This is a genomic window from Chryseobacterium flavum, assembly GCF_003385595.1.
GTDB classification, from domain to species: Bacteria; Bacteroidota; Bacteroidia; order Flavobacteriales; family Weeksellaceae; genus Chryseobacterium; species Chryseobacterium flavum.
Map to the genome: position 1 here is coordinate 312912 of NZ_QNUE01000002.1, position 20715 is coordinate 333626.

14 protein-coding genes are annotated in these 20715 nt (G+C 37.8%); 5 read left to right on the forward strand and 9 right to left on the reverse strand.

Translation table 11 applies throughout. From position 1 onward, the window contains the following. Positions 1-15: 15 nt before the first annotated feature. The 9 genes from DRF59_RS03515 to DRF59_RS03555 all read right to left on the reverse strand — a co-directional run bounded on the left by DRF59_RS03515 (position 16) and on the right by DRF59_RS03555 (position 15674). Positions 16-873 (reverse strand): ROK family protein, encoded by an 858-nt coding sequence (locus DRF59_RS03515; protein ID WP_115956899.1) that lies wholly within the window; start codon positions 871-873, stop codon positions 16-18. Positions 874-1022: 149 nt separating this feature from the next. Beyond that, entirely contained in the window at positions 1023-3449 is a 2427-nt protein-coding gene (locus DRF59_RS03520) for an endo-beta-N-acetylglucosaminidase H (protein ID WP_115956900.1), read from the reverse strand. 111 nt (positions 3450-3560) lie between these two features. Beyond that, positions 3561-4988, reverse strand: a complete 1428-nt coding sequence (locus tag DRF59_RS03525) for a glycoside hydrolase family 125 protein (protein ID WP_115956901.1) — start codon at positions 4986-4988, stop codon at positions 3561-3563. Between the two features lie 31 nt (positions 4989-5019). After that, on the reverse strand, positions 5020-7251 hold the full coding sequence (locus DRF59_RS03530) for a GH92 family glycosyl hydrolase (protein WP_241505470.1): 2232 nt from the start codon (positions 7249-7251) through the stop codon (positions 5020-5022). Positions 7252-7375: 124 nt separating this feature from the next. After that, complete coding sequence (locus DRF59_RS03535; protein WP_115956903.1) at positions 7376-8347, reverse strand: glycoside hydrolase family 130 protein; 972 nt, start codon at positions 8345-8347, stop codon at positions 7376-7378. Between the two features lie 32 nt (positions 8348-8379). Next, positions 8380-9684 (reverse strand): MFS transporter, encoded by a 1305-nt coding sequence (locus DRF59_RS03540; protein WP_115956904.1) that lies wholly within the window; start codon positions 9682-9684, stop codon positions 8380-8382. A 156-nt stretch (positions 9685-9840) separates the two neighbouring features. Then, a complete protein-coding gene (locus DRF59_RS03545) occupies positions 9841-11466 on the reverse strand; it encodes a SusD/RagB family nutrient-binding outer membrane lipoprotein (RefSeq protein ID WP_115956905.1) in 1626 nt (541 codons plus the stop codon). A 10-nt stretch (positions 11467-11476) separates the two neighbouring features. Continuing rightward, positions 11477-14440: a SusC/RagA family TonB-linked outer membrane protein gene (locus tag DRF59_RS03550; protein WP_115956906.1), complete on the reverse strand. Its 2964-nt coding sequence runs from the start codon at positions 14438-14440 to the stop codon at positions 11477-11479. A gap of 355 nt (positions 14441-14795) precedes the next feature. Further along, a complete protein-coding gene (locus DRF59_RS03555) occupies positions 14796-15674 on the reverse strand; it encodes an AraC family transcriptional regulator (protein WP_115956907.1) in 879 nt (292 codons plus the stop codon). 197 nt (positions 15675-15871) lie between these two features. Here DRF59_RS03555 and DRF59_RS03560 point away from each other — a divergent pair, with 197 nt between their 5' ends. The 5 genes from DRF59_RS03560 (at position 15872) to fabF (ending at position 20674) form a co-directional block, all read left to right on the forward strand. Beyond that, entirely contained in the window at positions 15872-16738 is an 867-nt protein-coding gene (locus DRF59_RS03560) for a helix-turn-helix domain-containing protein (protein WP_115956908.1), read from the forward strand. Positions 16739-16828: 90 nt separating this feature from the next. Then, positions 16829-17248, forward strand: a complete 420-nt coding sequence (locus tag DRF59_RS03565; protein WP_115956909.1) for an OsmC family protein — start codon at positions 16829-16831, stop codon at positions 17246-17248. Positions 17249-17364: 116 nt separating this feature from the next. After that, positions 17365-17970, forward strand: a complete 606-nt coding sequence (locus DRF59_RS03570) for a TetR/AcrR family transcriptional regulator (RefSeq protein WP_115956910.1) — start codon at positions 17365-17367, stop codon at positions 17968-17970. 10 nt (positions 17971-17980) lie between these two features. After that, positions 17981-19252, forward strand: a complete 1272-nt coding sequence (locus tag DRF59_RS03575; RefSeq protein ID WP_115957029.1) for an acetyl-CoA C-acetyltransferase — start codon at positions 17981-17983, stop codon at positions 19250-19252. Positions 19253-19432: 180 nt separating this feature from the next. Continuing rightward, positions 19433-20674, forward strand: coding sequence for a beta-ketoacyl-ACP synthase II (fabF, locus tag DRF59_RS03580; protein WP_115956911.1), 1242 nt, complete (start codon positions 19433-19435; stop codon positions 20672-20674). The last annotated feature ends 41 nt before the right edge of the window (positions 20675-20715 follow it).

Below are 20715 nucleotides of genomic sequence, written 5' to 3' on the forward strand. Positions count from 1 at the left end.
ATTTTATTAGTGTATTCAGGATTTTTTTAAAGCATAACTGGCAGCTCCTAAAATGGCTGCATCTTCAAAAATAGCAGAAATTCTGATGGGTAGGTTAATATTGTTCTTTATTAAATTGTGAATAAATCTTTTTTCAAAATATGGATAAGCTTTTGCGATATTCCCTCCTATAACTAAAACTTCCGGTTCATAACCCTTAACATATTGTACAACAAACTCTGCAAAAGAATCAGCATATTCATCAAATATTTGGGTTTGTATTTCCTGTTCCTTTTCCAGCAGGTCTTTAGTTCCTGAAATCTTTTCACCTGTTAATTCAGCATAGCGGTTCACAAACCATCTTGTTGCCAAATAATCTTCACAAATTGATTCCTTAAATGGTGAATCCCAAAGGTCTTCATCTGTCGCAATTTCCCCATTATAAAAAGTAGTCCCGAGCCCTGTTCCGAGAGTCACTCCAAAAATCTTTTTAAAGTTCTGTACACAGCCGCCAAAAACTTCCCCTTCCATAAAGGCGGCTGCATCATTTACAAAATGTATCTGTCCCGTGGAAATTGATAATCTTTCTGCCAGCTCCTTTTTAACATTAACCTGATAAATATCGATAAACTTTCCCTGCTGCATCAGAGAAATTCCGCTATCATAATCAAAAGGCCCGGGCATTGCAACTCCTATTAAGAGGTCTTTTCTGCTCAGATCATAAGCTGCTTTCTCAACAGCTGAAATCCATGAAGAAAATATTGTTTCACGCCCCCCAAAGGAGTCAACATGTTCTCTGACATATGTAGAGGATAATATTTCTCTTTTCTCAGGATTAACCTGAGCCAATGTTATATGCGATCCTCCAATATCTATTCCAAGTATATTCTGCATTTTATAGTTTTATTTTACTGATAATTAAAAACGGACAAACAAAAAGCAAAAATAAATAACTCAGCATGATCATCATACTTTTTTTATATTCATTTCCGTTTCTGCCTGCCCTTATTAATCCACATTTAATTTTTTATCTTTCAGCTGGTCTATTTCACAATTAATTTACCAGATGAGATCATCTGATTATTTTTTGATGTTACTTTATAAAGGTAAGTACCTGCAGTCAGCTCCTGTGTACTGATTGTTATATATTCTGTGTCAACATTCTGTTTTTTAGCTATTTTCCCGGATACATCATATAATGTTATTTCAAAAGCAGAACTATCGTTGATTCTGAAGTGAGCAAGATCTCCTCTTTTAACAGGATTCGGATAAATACCGTTTTCTTTTTCAACTGCAGCCCCAAGCTTCCATGTTGCTTCTCTGGCTGTTAAAGAAGAGGAACATGAAGGAACATCCGTTTTCCAGTTGGTATCAGTCATCCCGATCAAAGTCGCGGAATGCCCATTTAAACCGGCATCTACAGCTCCATTTCCACTACCATCATTCATTTTCCAGTTTGCTTCCAGACCTGTCGAACCAGCTGTAACATTACATTTATTATTCAGAATTTCCTGAGCTGTCAATGCTCTTTTCCAAACCCTGAATTCATCCAGTAGTCCGTTAAGGGTTCGGGAGTTATCATAATTTCTGGCCATGTAAAGAATACCATTGGCAGTAAAATTTCCTGTGGCCGTTGTACTTGCATCAAGATTTCCATTAATATACAGTTTCATTGCTGCTCCATCATAAGTAGCGGCTACATGGTACCATGTATTGGCACTTAAACCTGTATTCCCATTCAGCTTTATCTGACTGGAACCAAAGCTTAATATAAACTGCAGTTTATTATTGGCAAGGTTTGCATCTCCCAGTCTTAATATGGCAGAATTATTGTCTCCTACCTCAATTCCTATTACTGATGAAATATATGGAAAGGCTGTTTTGAATGAATTTACTTTTATCCAGCCTTCAAAAGTTACCGCGTTTCCATTAAGATTAAACTGTCCTGCATTAAGATATTGAGTACTTCCGTTAAAAGACAACGATCTTGGGCCAGGGCTGGTCACAGGGGCAAAACCGCTATTGAACGGAGTTTCTGCTGAGTAAGCGCTTGAAGTGGTTCCCCCGCATACAGACTGTACTTTCCATACATAGTTTGTATTGGCTGTCAGATTCTGCAGTGTATAGGTATTACCGGAAATATTGGAAACAGTAGTCCAGGTTGAAGCTGAAGAGGTTTTATATTGTAGTGTATAGGAAGAAGCACTTCCTACAGCACCCCAGGTTAGTGTAGTGGTAGTTCCCAGATTTGATGCGCTAAGCCCTGATGGAGTAGCACATCCATTTCCTGAATTAAATCTGGGAGCAAAAAGATAGGTACTTTTTAATGTTGAGGAACAGTTGCTCTGTATTCTCCAGTCATATTCCGTATTAAGGGTTAAATTATTGATCACAATATTATTTCCTGAATAATTGGCTGCTGCGCTGGTCCACGTTGCTGAGCCGGCTGGTTTATAATCAATATTATACGTTTGTGATCCATTGGAGACCCAGTTTAACCTGGCAGTTGTTCCGGTGATATTGTTGGCTTCAAGACCCAGTGGCGGATCACATGTTTGTCCCTGCGTCCATGAATAAAGCTGACCGGTAAGTGCAGTATTCTCATTATACAGAATGCTTGATCCGGTACTCAGATAACTTGCATTGTTGGCTCCATTCAGGTCGTACCACATAAATACTCCATATCCGTCATTCTTTGTTTTGGTAGCCAGATTGGCAAGGGTAGAAGCAGATGTAGAACCTGAGTTCGAATTTTGTATCCAGGTAGCAGCCGCAGAAAGCTTAGCTTTGGTAAGAGGCGGTACATTAGGTGCACTGTACGTTCCGTAATAAGCATTCCAGCTATAATCTATATAATTTCCGGCCTGGTCTCCATTGTAACTTTGCCTTGAAGTTGCAGGGCCAAGGTAATAGAATGTGATGAGCTTGTCCGGCATTGCTGCTTTAAGCTCCTGTAACAGCATAACAAAAGAACTGCTGTTGGGCTGCCCGGTACCGTTATTTCCATAATCAGAATATTCATCATCCAGATCTACCCCATCCAGCCCGTAGGTGTAAACAGTATTGGCTATCTGTAATGCAAAGTCTTTCGCAGCTTCACGGTTAGGAAAGTTGGAGATTCCCGCTCCCTGATGATTTCCCAGAATATCCAGCAATACTTTGATTCCCTTTTGCTGCAGAGGTTTTACATAAGTATTTACATCATTCAGGACTTTGGTAACGTTATTATTGCTGGAAATATATGCCCTGCTTTTTGAAACATCATAATTAATGTTTGCCGCAAAGATAATAGCGACATCAAAAAGCTGTTTTCCACTGTTTTGCAAAGTATACGACCCTGCATTCAGCATATTGTTGTTGTTCACTTCCACATAACAGATTCCTACAGGATTAAGCTGTTGTGCGTTGAGCAGAGAACCTGATTGGAGCATCATTGCAATCAGTGTAATAAAGAAGGATTTTTTTTTCATTGTATAAATTATTTTGATGTTTTTGATGTTGAAATTTTATACAGCATCCCCCCGGGCATCTTTCTTTTTTAAAGAAAAATACCTGAAAATGAGAGCAATATAAAACGATGATTATGTCAGCAGCTCCGGATTTTCATTAAAGGTTTTCCACAATAATTCTCCAAATAAAGTATTGGCCCATGCAAACCATTCTCTGGTGAATTTTTTGTCATTGTCTTTATGGAAGGATTCATGCATAAAGCCTGTTCCTCCATGCGTTTTCTGAAGAGTATCTATACACCATTTAATCTCACTTTTATCCTTTGAAGTAAGCGCTTTCATAATAATACTCATCGGCCAGATCATATCTAGCCCAATGTGTGGTCCTCCTATCCCTTCTGCAAGTTTTCCTTTAAAGAAAAATGGATTATCTTTTGACCATACATATTTTCTTGTATTTAAATAAACCGGATCATCTGATTTTACTGCATCCAGATAAGGCAATCCTAACAGACTCGGACAATTGGCATCATCCATCAGGTTATAGCTTCCAAAACCGTTGGTTTCAAAAACATATATTTTTCCATATTGGGGATGATCATAGATTCCGTATTTTTTGATCGCTGCATCTACCTCATCAGCAAGGCTTGTTAATTGCTGGGCCAAAGATTTATCATTCTTGATCTCAGCTACCATTTCTGACGCCTGCCGGAGACTTACAACTGCAAATAAATTGGAAGGGATTAAAAATCCATAAATAGTAGCATCATCACTTGGACGGAACATGGAGCTGATCAATCCGACCGGATTTGTTGGGTAACCATATCCTCCCATAGGAACCCCATCAGTTGCCCATGATGTAGTCCGTTCAAATTTATAAGGTCCAAGATCATTTTTCCTTTGCTGCTCTTTAAAAGTCTGTAAAGTGAGCTTAATTCCCTGGAGCCAGTTATTATCAAAAGGTTTGGTATCTCCCGTCGTTTTCCAGAAATGATAGGCAAGCCGGATAGGATAACATAACGAATCTATCTCCCATTTTCTTTCATGGGTACCCGGCTTCATATCTGTATGATCATATTCTTTCCACTTACTTATCTTTTTATCATCATTATAAAATGCATTGGCATAAGGGTCTTTAAGGATAAATGCTGTCTGTTTATGGATAACTCCTGAGATCAGTTTATGAAGTTTTTCATCCTTTCCGGAGAACTGCAGGTAAGGAAAAACCTGTGCAGAACTGTCGCGAAGCCACATCGCATCAATATCTCCAGTGATCACATAGGTATCAGGCTGTCCGTTTGTTTCACTATAAAAAACGGTAGTATCCAATGTATTAGGAAAGCAATTTTCAAAGAGCCAGCCCAATTCTTTATTTTTAACTTTCTTCTTAAAAGCTGCGATAGCATTTTCCACAGATTCACTTGTAAAGTGTCTCTTATCTTTCGGAACCCTAACAACAGGGAAATTGTCTGTAATCAGGTTTTTTGCAAAAACATTCTGAGTAAACAGCAATCCTGCCCCTGCGAGTGCACTTTTTTTAATAAAATTCCTCCTTTCCATTGATACTTTATTTCGTTAGTTTTATTTGTTTTTATTTTACAGGTTTATTTCCCATTACAAACCTTAATTCTCCTCCATTCATAATATCACTGTGGTTAAGTTCCCAGCTTTTATACTCTTTTCCATTCAGAAATATTTTCTGTACATAGATGTTTTTATCAGATATCTTGTCTGCAATAACTGTAAATACTTTTCCGTTTTCCAACTGCAGAGATGCCTTAGGAAACTGAGGAGCTCCGATTGCATATACAGGTTTACCCGGAGTCACAGGATAGAAACCTAATGATGAGAAAATATACCAGGCTGACATCTGTCCGCAATCTTCATTATTGACTATTCCGTCAGGTTTCGCAGCATACATGTTATCACGGATATATTTTACCATTTTCTGTGTTTTGTAAGGGCTGCCAGCATAATTATACAGATATGGAACATGATGTCCCGGCTCATCTCCGAATCCTAAAGAGCCGATGAATCCTGAAATATCAACATGCTGCTCTCCCTGCATATTCAAAGCCTCTGAGAAGGTTTTATCCAGTTTATCTTCAAATCCTTTCTTACCTCCGTACAGATTCATCATCTCATCAATCTGGTGAGGAACAAAAAGGTCATATGCCCAGATATTTCCTGAAACCCAGTGTGGCTGTAATTTTTTCCAGTCGTTTAATGCGAAATCCGGTAAGAACTTTCCATTTTTCTGCCTTGGCCAGAAATGATTATTTTCTTTATTGAAGGTATTAAGGAAATTCATTGAACGTTTTTTATACACTTCAGCATCTTCCTTCTTTCCCAACTTTTCAGCAAGCTGCTGGATACACCAGTCATCATATGCATATTCCAGGGTTGCAGAAACAGAAGCTCCGTTCTCAGAGGGTGTATATCCTAACCTGATATAATCATTAAGACCTCCACCACCGTCACTGCTGCTCATTTTATCCGTAAGCGAGGCATCTTTCATCGCAGCAAAAGCTTTCTCAGCATCAATGCCCGGAACTCCTTTTGAAATGGCATCCCAGATTACTGATACGCTGTGATAACCAAGCATGCAGAAATTATCATATCCGCACAGCTCCCAGATAGGCATATGATCTTTGCGGTCTGTATATCGGCTGATCAGGGAATTTGCAAATTCTCTGGTATGCTTCTGATCCATTATCGTAAGCAGCGGGTGAGTAGCCCTGAATCCATCCCAGTAAGAATAGGTACTGTAGTTTGTGAACCAGTTGGTATTCATATTTTCTTCTGCTGCAACATAATCTCCATTGGTGTCCATATAAAGATTAGGGGCAATGAAAGTATGATATACTCCTGTATAGAAAATTTTTCGCTGGCTATCTGTTCCTCCTTTTACCTGAAATCTGCCAATAAGATCTCTCCATGTTTTTTGTGCTGTTTCTTTTGCTTTCGCAAAATCTATATTTTTCGCTTCTGTATCAAAATTCAATTGTGCATTTTCAGTACTCACTGGTGACAAAGAAACTTTCACCTCAATGCTTTCCTGATCTTCTGTTGAAAATCTCACAAAGGCCTTGGCATCTTTAGCAAGTGCAATCTTTTCATTATTTTTTATTTTTCCTTCAGCATATACACCATAAGATGCAAAGGGCTTGGAAAACTCCATTACGAAATAGGCAAATCTTTTTCCTCCCCAACCATTGCTATAGCAGTATCCTTTGATTTTGTTATTGCCTTCTATACTGACCAATGTATGATAAATATTTCCGAATATTTTATTGGTAGGATCTATAATGATGTTGGATTCATCACTTTTTGGAAAAGTATATTTGTGGAATCCAACCCTTGGGGAGGCTGTAAGCTCAGCTTTAATTCCATAGCTGTCAAGCAGTACTGAATAATATCCCGGTGAAGCGGTTTCTCTGTCATGACTGAATTTTGAACGATACCCTGTCTCAGGATTTTCCTCTGATCCCGGGGTCATTTTTACCTGTCCTATAGTTGGCATCACAAGGATATCTCCCAGGTCTGCCCATCCGGTTCCACTAAGATGATTATGACTGAAGCCCATAATGGTTTTACTGCTGTAATGGTATCCGGAACACCAGTCCCAGTCACCACTTTTAGTATTCTGATCCGGGCTTAACTGAATCATTCCAAATGGTGTTGTAGCACCCGGAAACGTATGTCCGTGTCCTCCGGTTCCGATGAAAGGGTCCACCCATGACAAAACATCATCTTTATGTTGTTGTGCATTAGCAGTGGAAAGCAGAGCTGTAAAAAAACAGATAAGTAATTCTTTTTTCATGATAAGAGAGATATCGAACTTTTTTAATTTAAAAGTTGGTTTAAAAATATGAAAACCTGAACAAAGATCCCAAAAAGCAGAGAAATTAAGCGGGTTTACATATTTTCTTAAAACCTTATATTACTCAGATTGAATTCTTTTTCATAAAATCAATAATTTCTGAAATGTATCCAAAGGCAATTGCCACTACAGTGTCAGCTGCACCGTAATATACCGTAACCTTATCCCCTTCTGTCAGTGCTGCACAAGGAAACACTACATTGGGAACATCTCCCGTAAGCTCATACAATTCTGCGGGAGCCAGTAAATAAGGCTTTGTTCTGTACAATACTTTCGCAGGATTTTCAAGATCAAGAAGGGCTGCCCCCATTGAGTATCTGAACCCTCTGCATGTATTGATAACACCATGGTAAAAAAGAAGCCAGCCTTCTTCTGTTTTTATGGGAACAGGTCCCCCTCCTATTTTTGTACACTGCCAGGCACTATCCTCAAAAGGTGTTACTTTCATCACACAACGATGCTCTCCCCAATATTTCATATCAGGACTATAGCTGATATAAATATCTCCAAAAGGAGTATGTCCGTTGTCACTGGGACGGCTCAGCATGGCATATTTTCCATTAATTTTTTCAGGGAATAAAACTCCGTTTCTGTTGAATGGAAGAAAAGCATTTTCACACTGAAAAAATTCTTTAAAGTTAAAAGTATATCCGATTCCGATGGTAGGTCCATTATATCCGTTACACCAGGTAATCCAGTAACGATCTTCTATGAAAGTAACACGGGGATCATATTTGTAATCGGACTCGATCATATCTGTATTTCCTGCCTGCATTTCAATAGGATCATGATTAATCTCCCAATTGATTCCATCTTTACTGAAGCCAGCAAAAATATTCATCTGCACGGCTTTGTTATCACAACGGAAAACACCGGCAAATCCATCTTCAAAAGGAATTACCGCACTGTTAAATATACTGTTGGATGTTGGTATTGCATATCTGTTAATGATCGGGTTTTCGGAAAACCTCCACATAATATCACTACAACCTTCCGGGCGATCCTGCCAAGGGATCATTACTGATTGAGCTGTCATAAAGTATTTTTTACTTTTTATTTAAAATTGTTTTATAAATTGATTTCTTGTTCTTTTTGATTTTCTGGATAGGGGAACGGAACAAATAAGGTCACCAAAAATGCAGGAATGGTTGCAACCAGCACCCAGATAAAGAACATTTTATATCCGATCCAGTCACTGATCATCCCACTGAACATTCCGGGAATCATTACCCCAAGATTCATAATCCCTGTTGCAAATGCGTAATGGGCTGTTTTATGTTTTCCCGGCGCAATCTGCTGCATCATGTACAGCATAAGCCCTACAAAGCCAAATCCGTAACCAAAATATTCCACTACAACTGCAATTCCTACCGGTAACAGATCATCCGGCTGATAATAAGCCAGTAATGCATACACCACAAATGGAATATTAAATGCACAACACAGCCATATTAAAGAACGCTTAAGTCCGCGGGCCGATATAAAATAACCCGCAAGTACAGATCCCAGAATAAAAGCTGCAGAACCATATGTACCATAAATAAGCCCAATATCTGATGTAGACAGCCCCAGTCCTCCTGAAGTTCTGGGAGCCTTAAAAAACAACGGTGCAATTTTTATAGCAAATCCTTCAGCAAAACGGTATAGAATGATGAATAATACAGACCATACAATATTACGCTTGGTAAAAAATGAGGTTATTACTTCCAATAATTCCTTTCGGACATTTCCGGCAGTTTTCAGTTCTTTCTGATGTTCCTCTTTGCTTTCTTTGGGAAGGATAACATAATGATAAATGGCTAATGCAAAGAATAATAAGGTATAAATTGCCATAATGATCATCCACGCATGGGTCACTCCTTTCGTCTTTTCCAGGACTCCTGCAAAATAAACCAATGCTCCGCTACTGATAATTTTCGCCAGGTTATAAAAAGCGCCCTGCCATCCGATATACCGGGCCTGTTCTTTATTGGTCAGAAAACTGATATAGGTTCCATCTGCTACCACATCATGAGTTGCGCCACAAAAAGCGACCACTGCAAAAAGGGCAATACTGTACTTAAAGAAATCATGCAAAGGCAGGCTTAATGCTATCAGGGCAAACAGAACTCCTATAGCAAACTGGGTAAAAACCACAAAGAACTTCTTTGTTTTATAGATCTCCAGAAAAGGACTCCAAAGAGGCTTCAATGTCCAGGAGAACATAATCAGGGCAGTCCAGAATGTGATCTGTGAATCCGAAACACCCATATCCTTGTACATAAGCCCGGACACTGCATTAATGGTTACAAAGGGTACTCCCATTGCAAAATATAATGTTGATATCCAGAAGATCGGTTGGATCCGGCGGGTTTCGGAGTTATTTTTTCCCATGTTTATAAAATTCTAAAGAAAAGAGGACACCTCAAAGTTCATTCCGACTAAAACGAAACTATTGAAGAATTAATTGAGGAGATTCTCCTCTCCTTACGAAATGAATACTCAAATAAAATCTGAATTCTGAGATGCCTCTGTATTTTGGATGTCTTATTATAATTTTTTATCCCACCAAAGCTTTGTTCCTCCTGTATCCGGACCATTAAGCATTTGTGAAGCCTGCTGATAATTATAAAGTGATGTTTTGGTATCTGTGGTGAAAGGAATTCTTCTGATCATTCCATCAGTACTGATTAATCCGCCGCTATCATTTTGTCTTATCTTGAACAGAATAGGATATCCTGTTCTTCTCTGCTCAGCCCATGCTTCAGGGCCGTTCGGATAAAGTGACAACCACTTTTGAGTAATAATCCTTTCCAGTTTTCTTTCCATAGAGTCTGCATTATTCCAAGCAATAGTAATCGTACTCAACTGAGCATCTCCTGCATTTATATTGTTGGCTGCATTTTTAGGATCAATATAAGGAGCTTCGGTAGAAGTTGTATCGGCAAGATAAGTATCGACATTTGCGCTTTTCCCCCACTCTCCAAAAGATTGTTTTATTCCATTTTCATAATTTGTGCGGATATCTCCGGCACCAGCGTATCCTCTTAATGCTGCTTCAGCTTTAAGAAACCAGCTCTCTGCAGCAGTAAATAATTTAAGTTTACCATTTGTTCCGGAGAAATAATCACCATTTGCAGATTTTGCCTGCGGTTGGGAAAACCCTCCATAAGTTGTTTTCCCGTTAAGCAGATTAATCCCCTGGCGAACTCCAATATATTTCCCCTGAACCTGACTGTCTGTTGCAGGAATTGCATATGCAGGAAGCCTTGGATCATTATATCCATTCATATAAGCCATTAAAGGCGCTCCTATTAAACAATCCCCCCATGAGTATATGATAAAGCTTAATTCAGACTGCCCCACACTGATCAACGCATTATCTGCATTATCAGTAATTAATCCAGCAGATGATGCCAGAGCTTCTTCAGCATATTGTTTTGATTTTCCAGGATCGGCATAGCTCATTCTCATCGCCAATCTCAACTTAAGGGAATTTGCAAATTTTGCCCATTGTCCAATATTTCCGCCAAATACCAAATCTGCTTTTTTCAATGCTGCTTTATCTCCTTCATTTTCTGTAGCAGGCATATTCTGCACCTTCTGTAAATCAGTAATAGCAGCACTAAGATCATTAATAAAATATTGATACGCATTTTGCTGGGAATCAAAATCAGTTACACCGTTTGCGTTAGGAATTTCGTATTTACTGTATACTACAGGACCGTGATTATCTGATACTCTTGCTGCAGTAATTACTTTTAATATTTTTTTAACCGCAAACGTAGCCGTAAAGTCTATATCGGGATAGATATTTTTAGCGGCATCATCAATGATGATAGAATAATTGAAAATATCCTGCTGCCTTGCAATGATCCTGTTATTCCAACCGTCCATCATGAAATACGTCATATTATTTTTTCCCCCATTAAAAGGAGTTGCCGTACTGAACATACCGCTGAACATATCTGCACTCAGATTTGGGTATAACTGATAGTCTGCCTGCAGTCCTCTTTGCATAGATTTCATTGGGTTTACTACTGCATTATAATCTGCATAAAAATTCTCAGGACCTCCTAGTTTCTCCTGGTTAATTTCATCAAGATCGCTGCATCCCGAAGCAGAAAATAAGATTACTGCCCCCAATACCAATGTTTTAATATTTTTGATTTTCATTTTCGTTGAATTAAAAATTAGCCTTTAATGATAGTCCGATAGATCTGGTAACCGGAAGTCCGAATGAATCCACTCCTACTCCTCCGGGAGTATTTCCAGATACTTGTTCAGGGTCAAACGGTGCTTTTTTATAGAAGAAAAACAGATTAGTTCCCACCAGACTTAAAGTCGCATTTCTCATATATTTTGCATTGATATCAAAAGTATATGAAACAGATGCCTGGCGCAGACGAACTGTTGTTGCACTGTACATATATGCTTCATCAATTCCTGTTCCGATACCTCCTGCACCTCCTGTTCTTTTATAATATGCTTTTGCATCTGTCACTCCATTATACGCCTGTCCTGCCAGAGGTGTTCCCGGAGCGTATACCGCATTTGGAATAGATACCCCGCCAGCATCTCTTGCATCAGCAGTAGCCTGGCTTACCCCATACAAATCATTTGCCTTCTCAGTAAGAGACAGTACCTGACCACCAAATTTACCATCAATAAGGAAAGAGAATCCCAGTTTTCCGATATTAAAAGAGTTGCTAAAGCCCAATATAAATTTAGGATTTGGATTTCCCAGATATCCGGGAGTCCCCGTTGTTGCCAATGGAACCCCATTTTCATCAACTAATATTCTTCCCTGATCATCTCTTTGGAATTTAATTCCGTAAAGATCTCCAAAAGACCCTCCCAGTCTTAACTTTGTGAATTCACCACCTCCGGTTAGAGAAAACAGCTGATCCTGAGGAATACTTAAACTTGATGGGAATAATTCAACAATCTTGTTTTTGTTCGCAGAAGCATTCAAGGTAGCCGTCCATCCGAATTTTTCACCATCAAAAATTTTGTAGGACAAAGAAGATTCAAACCCTGTATTCTGTATTTTCCCTGCATTGATATAATATGATCCTGAAGGAAGTCCCCCTAAGTTTGAAGAGATTGTTGTTTCCAGCAATTGGTTAGTCGCATTGGAATTATAATATGTAATATCAAAATTCAGCCTGTTACCCAGCATCCTTAACTCGGTTCCTGCTTCAAATGTTTTATTAAGTTCAGGTTTTGGAAATAACTCTTTATAGCGGGGGTCGGTAACAAATGAACTCTTAGGATACACGATAGTTCCGGCATCTACTCCATATGAATATGCTTTATAATATTCATTCATTGCATTGGATAAGTTTGCCGGCAAGCCAAGTCCGACAGTAGCATAAGAAGCTCTTACTTTCCAGAAATTAAAGACTTCCGGAAGCTTAAAGACTGAAGTCAATATAGCGTTTGCTCCTATAGACTCATAATCAAAACCACTTCTTCCTGTTAAAGATAAAGTAGAATCCCAATCGTTTCTAAAAGTCATATCTATATAGAACATATTCTTATACCCAACAGAAGCACTTGCAAAGACTGATCGCACTTGTTTCTTTAAATTCCAATAGATATTGTGATATCCGTCTCCCGGACTTCTTTCAACATTCCATTGAAGGTTGTTCAGTGTAAATAAATTCGGATTTGCCAGATATGCATTATCCACCTGTGCTACTTTATTGTTCGTGGAGTTTACACTTCCCCCTACTGTAAAGTCCAAAGAAATTGACTCGCTTAACTTAGGACTCCCAATAAGTAGAACATCACCATAAGTAGAAGAATTTTCATATACGTTCTTAAGAATTCTTCCATTTTCACCTCCTGCTAATAAGCTTGGTGCTGAAAACGCAGAAATATCACGCTGACTATCTGAACTGTTCCAGCTGTAGTTTCCCCTTACCCTGGCCGTTAACCATGGATTAATTTCATAAGATAATGTAACTGCACTATATGCATTTTTATTTTTGACAGTAACCACATTCCTGTTTAAAATCCAATATGGATTCTGAGTTTCCGGATTTCCTTTGAAGGTACCGTCCGGTTTTATTTCCCACCAATTCTGGGCTGGTAATAATCTGCTTTTATTTAGGTATGAATAATTATCCGGTCCATATTGATCAAAATCCACACCTCTCGGTAACCAGTACAAACTTGTTAATGGAGAGAAAGAAGCTCCCGGAGTTTGTCTGTTTTTACTATCCTGTAAAGAACCGATAAAGTTTGCATCAAGAGTTAGTTTATCATCCAGAAACTTACTTGAGTTCCTGAAAGAAATATTGTACTGATCAAAATAAGACATTGGAATAACTCCTTTGTTGGTTGTATTTCCAATAGAAAAATAGTTTGTTGACTTTTCATTTCCAGACTGGAAAGAAAGGCTGTTTACCCAGGTTGTACCTGTTTGCAGAAAATCTTTAAGGTAATCCCTGGACGCACCTTTTGCTCCCCAGCTCTCAATATTATCACCAGGAGCCTGCTTAGGTACGGACGGGTCATACGATAAATAGCTGTGCTGTAACTTAGGCAAACTGTATGCACGCTCAACTGTTAAGCTTGTGCTATAAGTGATAGAACTTTTACCTAATTTCCCTTTCCTTGTCGTGATCAATATAGCTCCGTTACCTCCTGCAGAACCATACAGAGCTGATGCAGACGCACCTTTTAAAAAGTTAATGCTTTCAATGTCATCCGGATTGATTGAGCTCAGTACATCGCCGGGATCAGGCATATTGGCATATTGACTGATATCCGTAGATTTACCTGTTCCATTAATAATGGGTATACCATCTATTACATATAGTGGCTGGCTATTGGATACAGATTTATTCCCCCTCATAATTACCCTTACGGAACTTCCTACACCATTCGTTCTATTAATTTGTACGTTGGAAACCTTCCCGTTAATAGAATTTAAAAGATTGGGAGTTTTAACCTCAGTAAGTTCGTCTCCTCCGATCTGCTGGCTGGAATACGTCAGGGAACGGGCTTGTCTTTTTATCCCCAAAGAAGTGACAACAACCTCCTGAATATCGGTTGTCTTAGTGGTGTCGGCCGCTTTTCTCTCCTGAGCATTGGAATAGAAGGAAAGAACTAATAGAACCGGTATAACTGCTTTTCTCATAAGGCTTAGATTAGTTAGATTTATTTGAAAATCAATCACATCACTTTAAATAATCCCTTAGTGTTTAATACAAATTTTCTTTCTTTTAAAGCAATAATAAGTTCTTTATGTATTAAATGATTTAAAGTTTTGTTAAGATTTAATTCATATTGACAAATCTAAATTTTGTTGACAGTCCGATATAATACTATTTTATCATAAAACGATATTATTTTTTCAGCATTTTTATTTAAAAACAAATAAAATGCTGATTTACAATGTAATATATAACGTTATTTTCAAATATTAAAAAGAGGATTTATTTTACAGTTATCTCTTAAAAAAATCCGGACAAATCCGGATTCTTATTTTTAAATCATTCAATTTTCTTAATACCTTTAAACTGTTCTTTAAACTCAGTGGGCGTTGACTTTTTAATTGACTTAAATACTTTATTAAAGTTGGCAATATTATTAAAGCCCGCTTCAAAAGCAATTTCAAAAACACTAAGATTTTTTTCCATCAGCCAACGGGTAGCATAACTTATTCTTATTTCGTTGAGATAATTGATAAAGGTTTTACCTGTTCTTTTTTTAATAAACCGGTTAAAGGTAACATTGCTCATATTAACCAGTGAGGCAACATCATCCAATGTTATTTTATTTTCGAAATTTTTATGAACAAAATCATGGATGATCTTCATTTTATCATTGTCATCAAAAGATTCAAGCTCTATACTATAGGAGGATAAAAAGGTCTTATCTTCTGCGATGGCCAGCTCATTAAGGATCTTCATCATTTCTATAAAGGATTCAAAGCTGTTCATTTTTGAAAGATTTAAAAACGAATCTTTTAGTTTTTCAGCCGTTTCGGTAGAAAATAAAATTCCCCGTATGGAATCTTTCATCAGATTATTGATAGGTTTCAGAATATTTTTCTGCATTAATGACTGATTAAAGAAATCCTGATTAAACTGTATGGTGATTTCATGGGTCTTTTTGTTGTTACATTTATGATTAGCCCAGCAATGTGGCAGATTGGGGCCAATAAGAACCAGTTCTATGTTACCGATTTCTCCTGTATGATCACCAATCATTCTACGATATCCCTTTCCTTTATAAATAAAATTAATTTCAATTTCAGGATGATAATGGTAAGGAAAATCAAAGGATGCTTTAATCCTGTCAAACACAAGAAAACTGTCTTCCGGAGATAGCGGGGTTATTTCTCTCAAGATATTTTCTAATTCACTCATGCAGCAGTTTTGAAAATAATTAAACAATATGGATAACAGTACAAATTCTTGTAAAATTGATAAAATAAAATTAATGTAAAGTCATATTTTCTATTTTTTTATTTATAAATCAATTCCTAAAAAAGAATAAAGTTGTGATTTACAAATTTAATCACTTTAAATCGTGCTTTTTTGTATCTTTAAACTAAAGTTTAGATATGCGGCAACAGCTTGTTTTTGAAGATCATTACAAAAGACTGGGTCTGGAAGTATTTTCAGAAGAAAATCTGAAGAGTTTAAACGAAAATAAGTTCAAAACAGATATCAAAATTTTCTTTATCCCTTCCGGATATGATTTAACTATAGATTTCAAACGCTACAAAACCAAAAGGCCATCTCTCTTTTTTCTCACCAATCAGCATTTAACCATGGAAAAAGGAAAAGAAGAATCTTTATTACTTTATTATAACCGTGATTTCTACTGTATTCAGATTCATGATAAAGAAGTTGCCTGTGATGGCCTTTTATTTCACAATATTTTTGAAATCCCATATGTTGAACTTGACTCTAATGAGGCTTTACTTATTAAAGGGCTGTATCAGAGTATCAGCGATGAGCTTGAATGGAAAGATTCCTCTGCCGAAGAAATGATCAGAACATACGTTAAACAAATCATAATCAGAGCAACAAGAAAATGGAAAAAACAGAATTTAAATAATGATCATATCAAGATTCCTGGTAATGAACTTGATATTTTCAGGGATTTCAGCAGATACCTGGAAATTCATTTCAGAGAAAAACATCATGTAGCAGATTATGCTGCATTGTTGCATATAGCTCCAAAAACCCTAACACACAAATTTAAAAGCTTAAATCTTGATTCTCCTAATCAGTTTATTATTAACAGGATTTTACTGGAAGCAAAAAGGCTCCTGTTTTATACTGATAAACCGGTTAAGGAAATAGCATATGATCTGGGCTATGAAGATCCCGCCTATTTCAATCGTCTTTTCACCAATAAAACGGGAAGCACACCGGCTAATTTTAAAAAAAATTACACTTCGGGAAAAAAGTACAATATTTAAATCTTTTTATCTATTGAACTTATCTTCTCTCTACCATACCTTTGTAACACAAAATCAAATTAATATTAAAATAACGAAAAAACAAACATTATGAGACGTAACGCAACAGCCGTTTGGAACGGTACCATTAAAGAAGGCAAAGGACATTTAACCACTCAAAGCACAACTTTGAACCAGACCCAATATTCTTTTAACAGCCGTTTTGCGGATGGAGTTGGAACAAACCCTGAAGAATTGCTGGCGGCTGCGCATGCCGGATGTTTTACCATGAAACTGGATGCAGAACTTTCCCAGGCAGGTTATAATCCTGAGGAACTAAAAACAACCTCGGTTATCACTCTTGATCCCAATGCAGGGAAAATCACCAAGTCTGAACTTACCCTGACAGCAAGAGTTCCTGGTATTACAGAAGAAGAGTTTCAGAAATTTGCTAAAATCGCTGAAGAAGGATGTCCGGTAAGTGCAGCATTTAACTTTGAGATTACCTTAAATGCTACCTTGGAACAGTAATATGTAAAATTCAAAAGAAATTAAATCTGAGCATAATCCGGACTCAGATTTAATTTTCAAACAAAATATACCATTTGGTATATTTTTATATATTTGCATATCTTTTAAATATAAAAATGTCAAAGGCAGAAAAAACAAAACAGCTGATCATAGAAAAAACAGCAACTCTTTTTAATACGAAGGGCTATATTTCTACGTCCCTGTCTGATATTACCCAGATTACCGGCCTTACAAAAGGCAGCATTTATGGAAATTTTGAAAACAAAGATGAAGTTGCCATTGAAGTTTATAAATACAATGCAGGATTATTAAGTAAAACCCTCAGCGGATCTTTTGGTGATAAGTACCCCACTTCTTTGGACAAACTTTATGCTTTTGTAGATTTTTACCGGAAAAACTGGGAGGTTGTGTTCTCTAACGGAGGATGTCCCCTGATGAATGCAGCAACAGAAGCTGATGACTCATTCCCGGCTTTGAAGATTCAGGTAAAAAGGTCTTTTGAACAATGGATGAAAAAAATATCAGATGTTATTGCTGAAGGGCAAAATAAAGGCGAAATTGAAAAAAAAATCAATGCAGTACATTATGCATCTCTATTCATCATGCTTATTGAAGGCGGAATCCTTCTTTCGAAAACCATGGGAAATCAAAGTTATCTGAACCAAGCTTTGGACAGAGTTACCGCCATAATTGATCATGAACTCAATATTCTTCCATCATAAATTATACAATATGGAAACAAAAAAGGTGGCTATTATAGGATACAACAGAATTCCTTTTGCCAGAATGAATACAGCCTATACAGAACAGACCAATCAGGATCTTCTGCTTATTGCCCTCAACGGATTAATAGACCGTTATAAACTGAAGGGCAAACTTTTAGGAGAAGTAGCCGGTGGCGCCGTGATTAAACACATTTCAGAAAGTAACCTCATCAGGGAAACTGTGATGAATACAGCCCTTGATCCAGCTACTCCTGCCTGTGATCTCCAGCAGGCCTGTGATACCGGTATTGAAGCAGCTGTATATATTGCTAATAAAATTGCTTTGGGGCAAATAGAAAGTGGGATTGCCTGCGGAGTGGAGGCCATGAGCAATCTTCCATTTGAATCTTCGCAAAGATTAAGAAAAGCATTACTAAAAGCCAATAAAGAAAAGTCTGCATTTGGGAAGCTAAAACAATTGTTAAGTCCCGGATTAAAAGACTGGATGCCTGTTCCCTATAAAGGACAGGAACCTAAAACCGGACTCGTTATGGGAGAACATACTGAGATTACTGCAAAATACTATAACATTTCCCGCAAAGAACAGGATGAGCTTGCCTTAAGGAGCCACCAAAATATGGCAAAAGCTTATGATGAAGGTTTTTTTGATGATATGATCACACCCGCTTACGGCCTGGACAAAGACAATAATCTTCGCCGCGATACCAGCCTTGAAAAACTGTCACAACTCAAACCATCATTTGATAAAAAAAACGGAACACTAACAGCAGGAAACTCCACGCCATTTACGGATGGCGCTTCAGCGGTCTTATTAGCCAGTGAAGAATGGGCAAGTATTAATAACCTTCCGGTTTTGGTCTATATTACTTTTTCAGAAGTAGCAGGAATAGAATATGTTGAAAACAAACAGAATTTACTTCTCGCTCCTGTTTTTGCTGCTGAAAGAATGCTAAAAAAAGCAGGATTAACATTTGATGATTTCGACTACTTTGAAATCCACGAAGCATTTGCAGCTCAGGTACTGGCTTCGATAAAAATCTGGGAGAATGATGAGCTGGCCAAAAAATTCGGATTGGAGAAAGCACTTGGTAAAATTGACAGAGATAAACTGAATGTAAAAGGAGGAAGTCTTGCAGCAGCACACCCGTTTGCAGCTACAGGCGGAAGAATTGTTGCAACACTTGCAAAACTTCTCCATGAAAAAGGACATGGAAAAGGATTTATTTCTATTTGTGCTGCCCGTGGTCAGGGTGTAACGATGATCCTTGAAAAAGGGTAGCACAAAGTTGCATGATTCAAGCATTATTTTTATTATGCTTTAAATAATATCTCTAAATATTTGTCTGTAGCGAAAGAAAAATGATAATATTGCAGGCGTAAAAAACAGTCTCAAAACTAAGCATGGATAAATTGTCTTATCACATGAGAAATCTAATCTTTAAAATTAGTAACTAAAAATATGAAAAGAGTTGTCATAACAGGATTGGGCGCAGTTACGCCTTTGGGAAATAATGTCGAAGATTTTTGGCAAAACAGTATTAAGGGGATCAGCGGAGCAGGTCTGATCACTCATTTTGATACCGAAAAGTTTAAGGTACATTTCGGGTGCGAAGTAAAGAACTTTGATCCTAAAGTACACCTCTCCCATAATGAAATAAAAAGAAGTGATCTTTTCACACAATATGCAATGTACGCCTCCTCTGAAGCTATTCAGGATTCCGGTCTGGAACTGGAAAAAATGGATCCGTTTGATACAGGAGTTATCTGGGGAACAGGACAGGGAGGAATGTGGACATTTGAAAAAGAGGTTATGGACTTCGCTCAGGGTGACGGCACTCCACGTTTTAACCCCTTCTTTGTACCAAAGTTCATTGCTAATATGGCATCGGGAATGATCTCTATGAAATATGGGCTCCAGGGGATTAATTATACTACTGTTTCTGCGTGTGCAACAGGAAATACTGCCTTAATGGATGCCTTTAATTATATACGGCTCGGAAAAGCTAAAGTAATTATCAGTGGAGGCTCTGAAGCTGCCATTACCCCTGCTTCCATCGGAGGATTCTCCATTATGAAGGCAATGTCTACCAGAAATGAAGATTTTACTACGGCCAGCCGTCCTTATGATGCGGAAAGAGATGGCTTTGTCATGGGCGAAGGTGCAGGTGCTCTAGTTCTTGAAGAATATGAGCATGCAAAAGCCAGGGGAGCAAAAATCTACGCTGAACTTGCCGGAGCTGCCATGACAGCTGATGCCTATCACATGACCGCCCCTCATCCCGAAGGAGCAGGAGCAATTAAGGCTATGCAGCTTGCAGTAAAAGAAGCAGGAGCCAATATGGAAGATATTGACTATATTAACCCGCATGCTACCTCTACTCCATTAGGAGATCTGATAGAGCTGAAAGCAATCAACACTGCATTCAAAGGAAGTAAAAATTTAGATATCAGTGCAACGAAATCTATGACCGGACATTTATTGGGAGCAGCAGGAGCCGTTGAAGCCATACTTTCAATTAAAGCGATCCAGCATAATATTATTCCTCCGACAATTAATCTTCACCGCATTGATGAAAATATCCCACAGGATATCAATATTGTCTTTGGAGAAGCTAAAGAAAAGGAGGTCAATTTAGCATTAAGCAATGCTTTCGGCTTTGGAGGGCATAATGCCACTGTAGTTTTTAAAAAATTCAGCTAACTTTAATATGTATGAGATCCCTGGATTTTGTAATAAAAAAA

Excerpts from the sequence above, each read along its gene's own strand:
- DRF59_RS03515 (WP_115956899.1), bottom strand. The coding sequence starts at position 873 with ATGCAGAATATACTTGGAATAGATATTGGAGGATCGCATATAACATTG.
- DRF59_RS03520 (WP_115956900.1), bottom strand. The coding sequence starts at position 3,449 with ATGAAAAAAAAATCCTTCTTTATTACACTGATTGCAATGATGCTCCAA.
- DRF59_RS03525 (WP_115956901.1), bottom strand. The coding sequence starts at position 4,988 with ATGGAAAGGAGGAATTTTATTAAAAAAAGTGCACTCGCAGGGGCAGGA.
- DRF59_RS03530 (WP_241505470.1), bottom strand. The coding sequence starts at position 7,251 with ATGAAAAAAGAATTACTTATCTGTTTTTTTACAGCTCTGCTTTCCACT.
- DRF59_RS03535 (WP_115956903.1), bottom strand. The coding sequence starts at position 8,347 with ATGACAGCTCAATCAGTAATGATCCCTTGGCAGGATCGCCCGGAAGGT.
- DRF59_RS03540 (WP_115956904.1), bottom strand. The coding sequence starts at position 9,684 with ATGGGAAAAAATAACTCCGAAACCCGCCGGATCCAACCGATCTTCTGG.
- DRF59_RS03545 (WP_115956905.1), bottom strand. The coding sequence starts at position 11,466 with ATGAAAATCAAAAATATTAAAACATTGGTATTGGGGGCAGTAATCTTA.
- DRF59_RS03550 (WP_115956906.1), bottom strand. The coding sequence starts at position 14,440 with ATGAGAAAAGCAGTTATACCGGTTCTATTAGTTCTTTCCTTCTATTCC.
- DRF59_RS03555 (WP_115956907.1), bottom strand. The coding sequence starts at position 15,674 with ATGAGTGAATTAGAAAATATCTTGAGAGAAATAACCCCGCTATCTCCG.
- DRF59_RS03560 (WP_115956908.1), top strand. The coding sequence starts at position 15,872 with ATGCGGCAACAGCTTGTTTTTGAAGATCATTACAAAAGACTGGGTCTG.
- DRF59_RS03565 (WP_115956909.1), top strand. The coding sequence starts at position 16,829 with ATGAGACGTAACGCAACAGCCGTTTGGAACGGTACCATTAAAGAAGGC.
- DRF59_RS03570 (WP_115956910.1), top strand. The coding sequence starts at position 17,365 with ATGTCAAAGGCAGAAAAAACAAAACAGCTGATCATAGAAAAAACAGCA.
- DRF59_RS03575 (WP_115957029.1), top strand. The coding sequence starts at position 17,981 with ATGGAAACAAAAAAGGTGGCTATTATAGGATACAACAGAATTCCTTTT.
- fabF (WP_115956911.1), top strand. The coding sequence starts at position 19,433 with ATGAAAAGAGTTGTCATAACAGGATTGGGCGCAGTTACGCCTTTGGGA.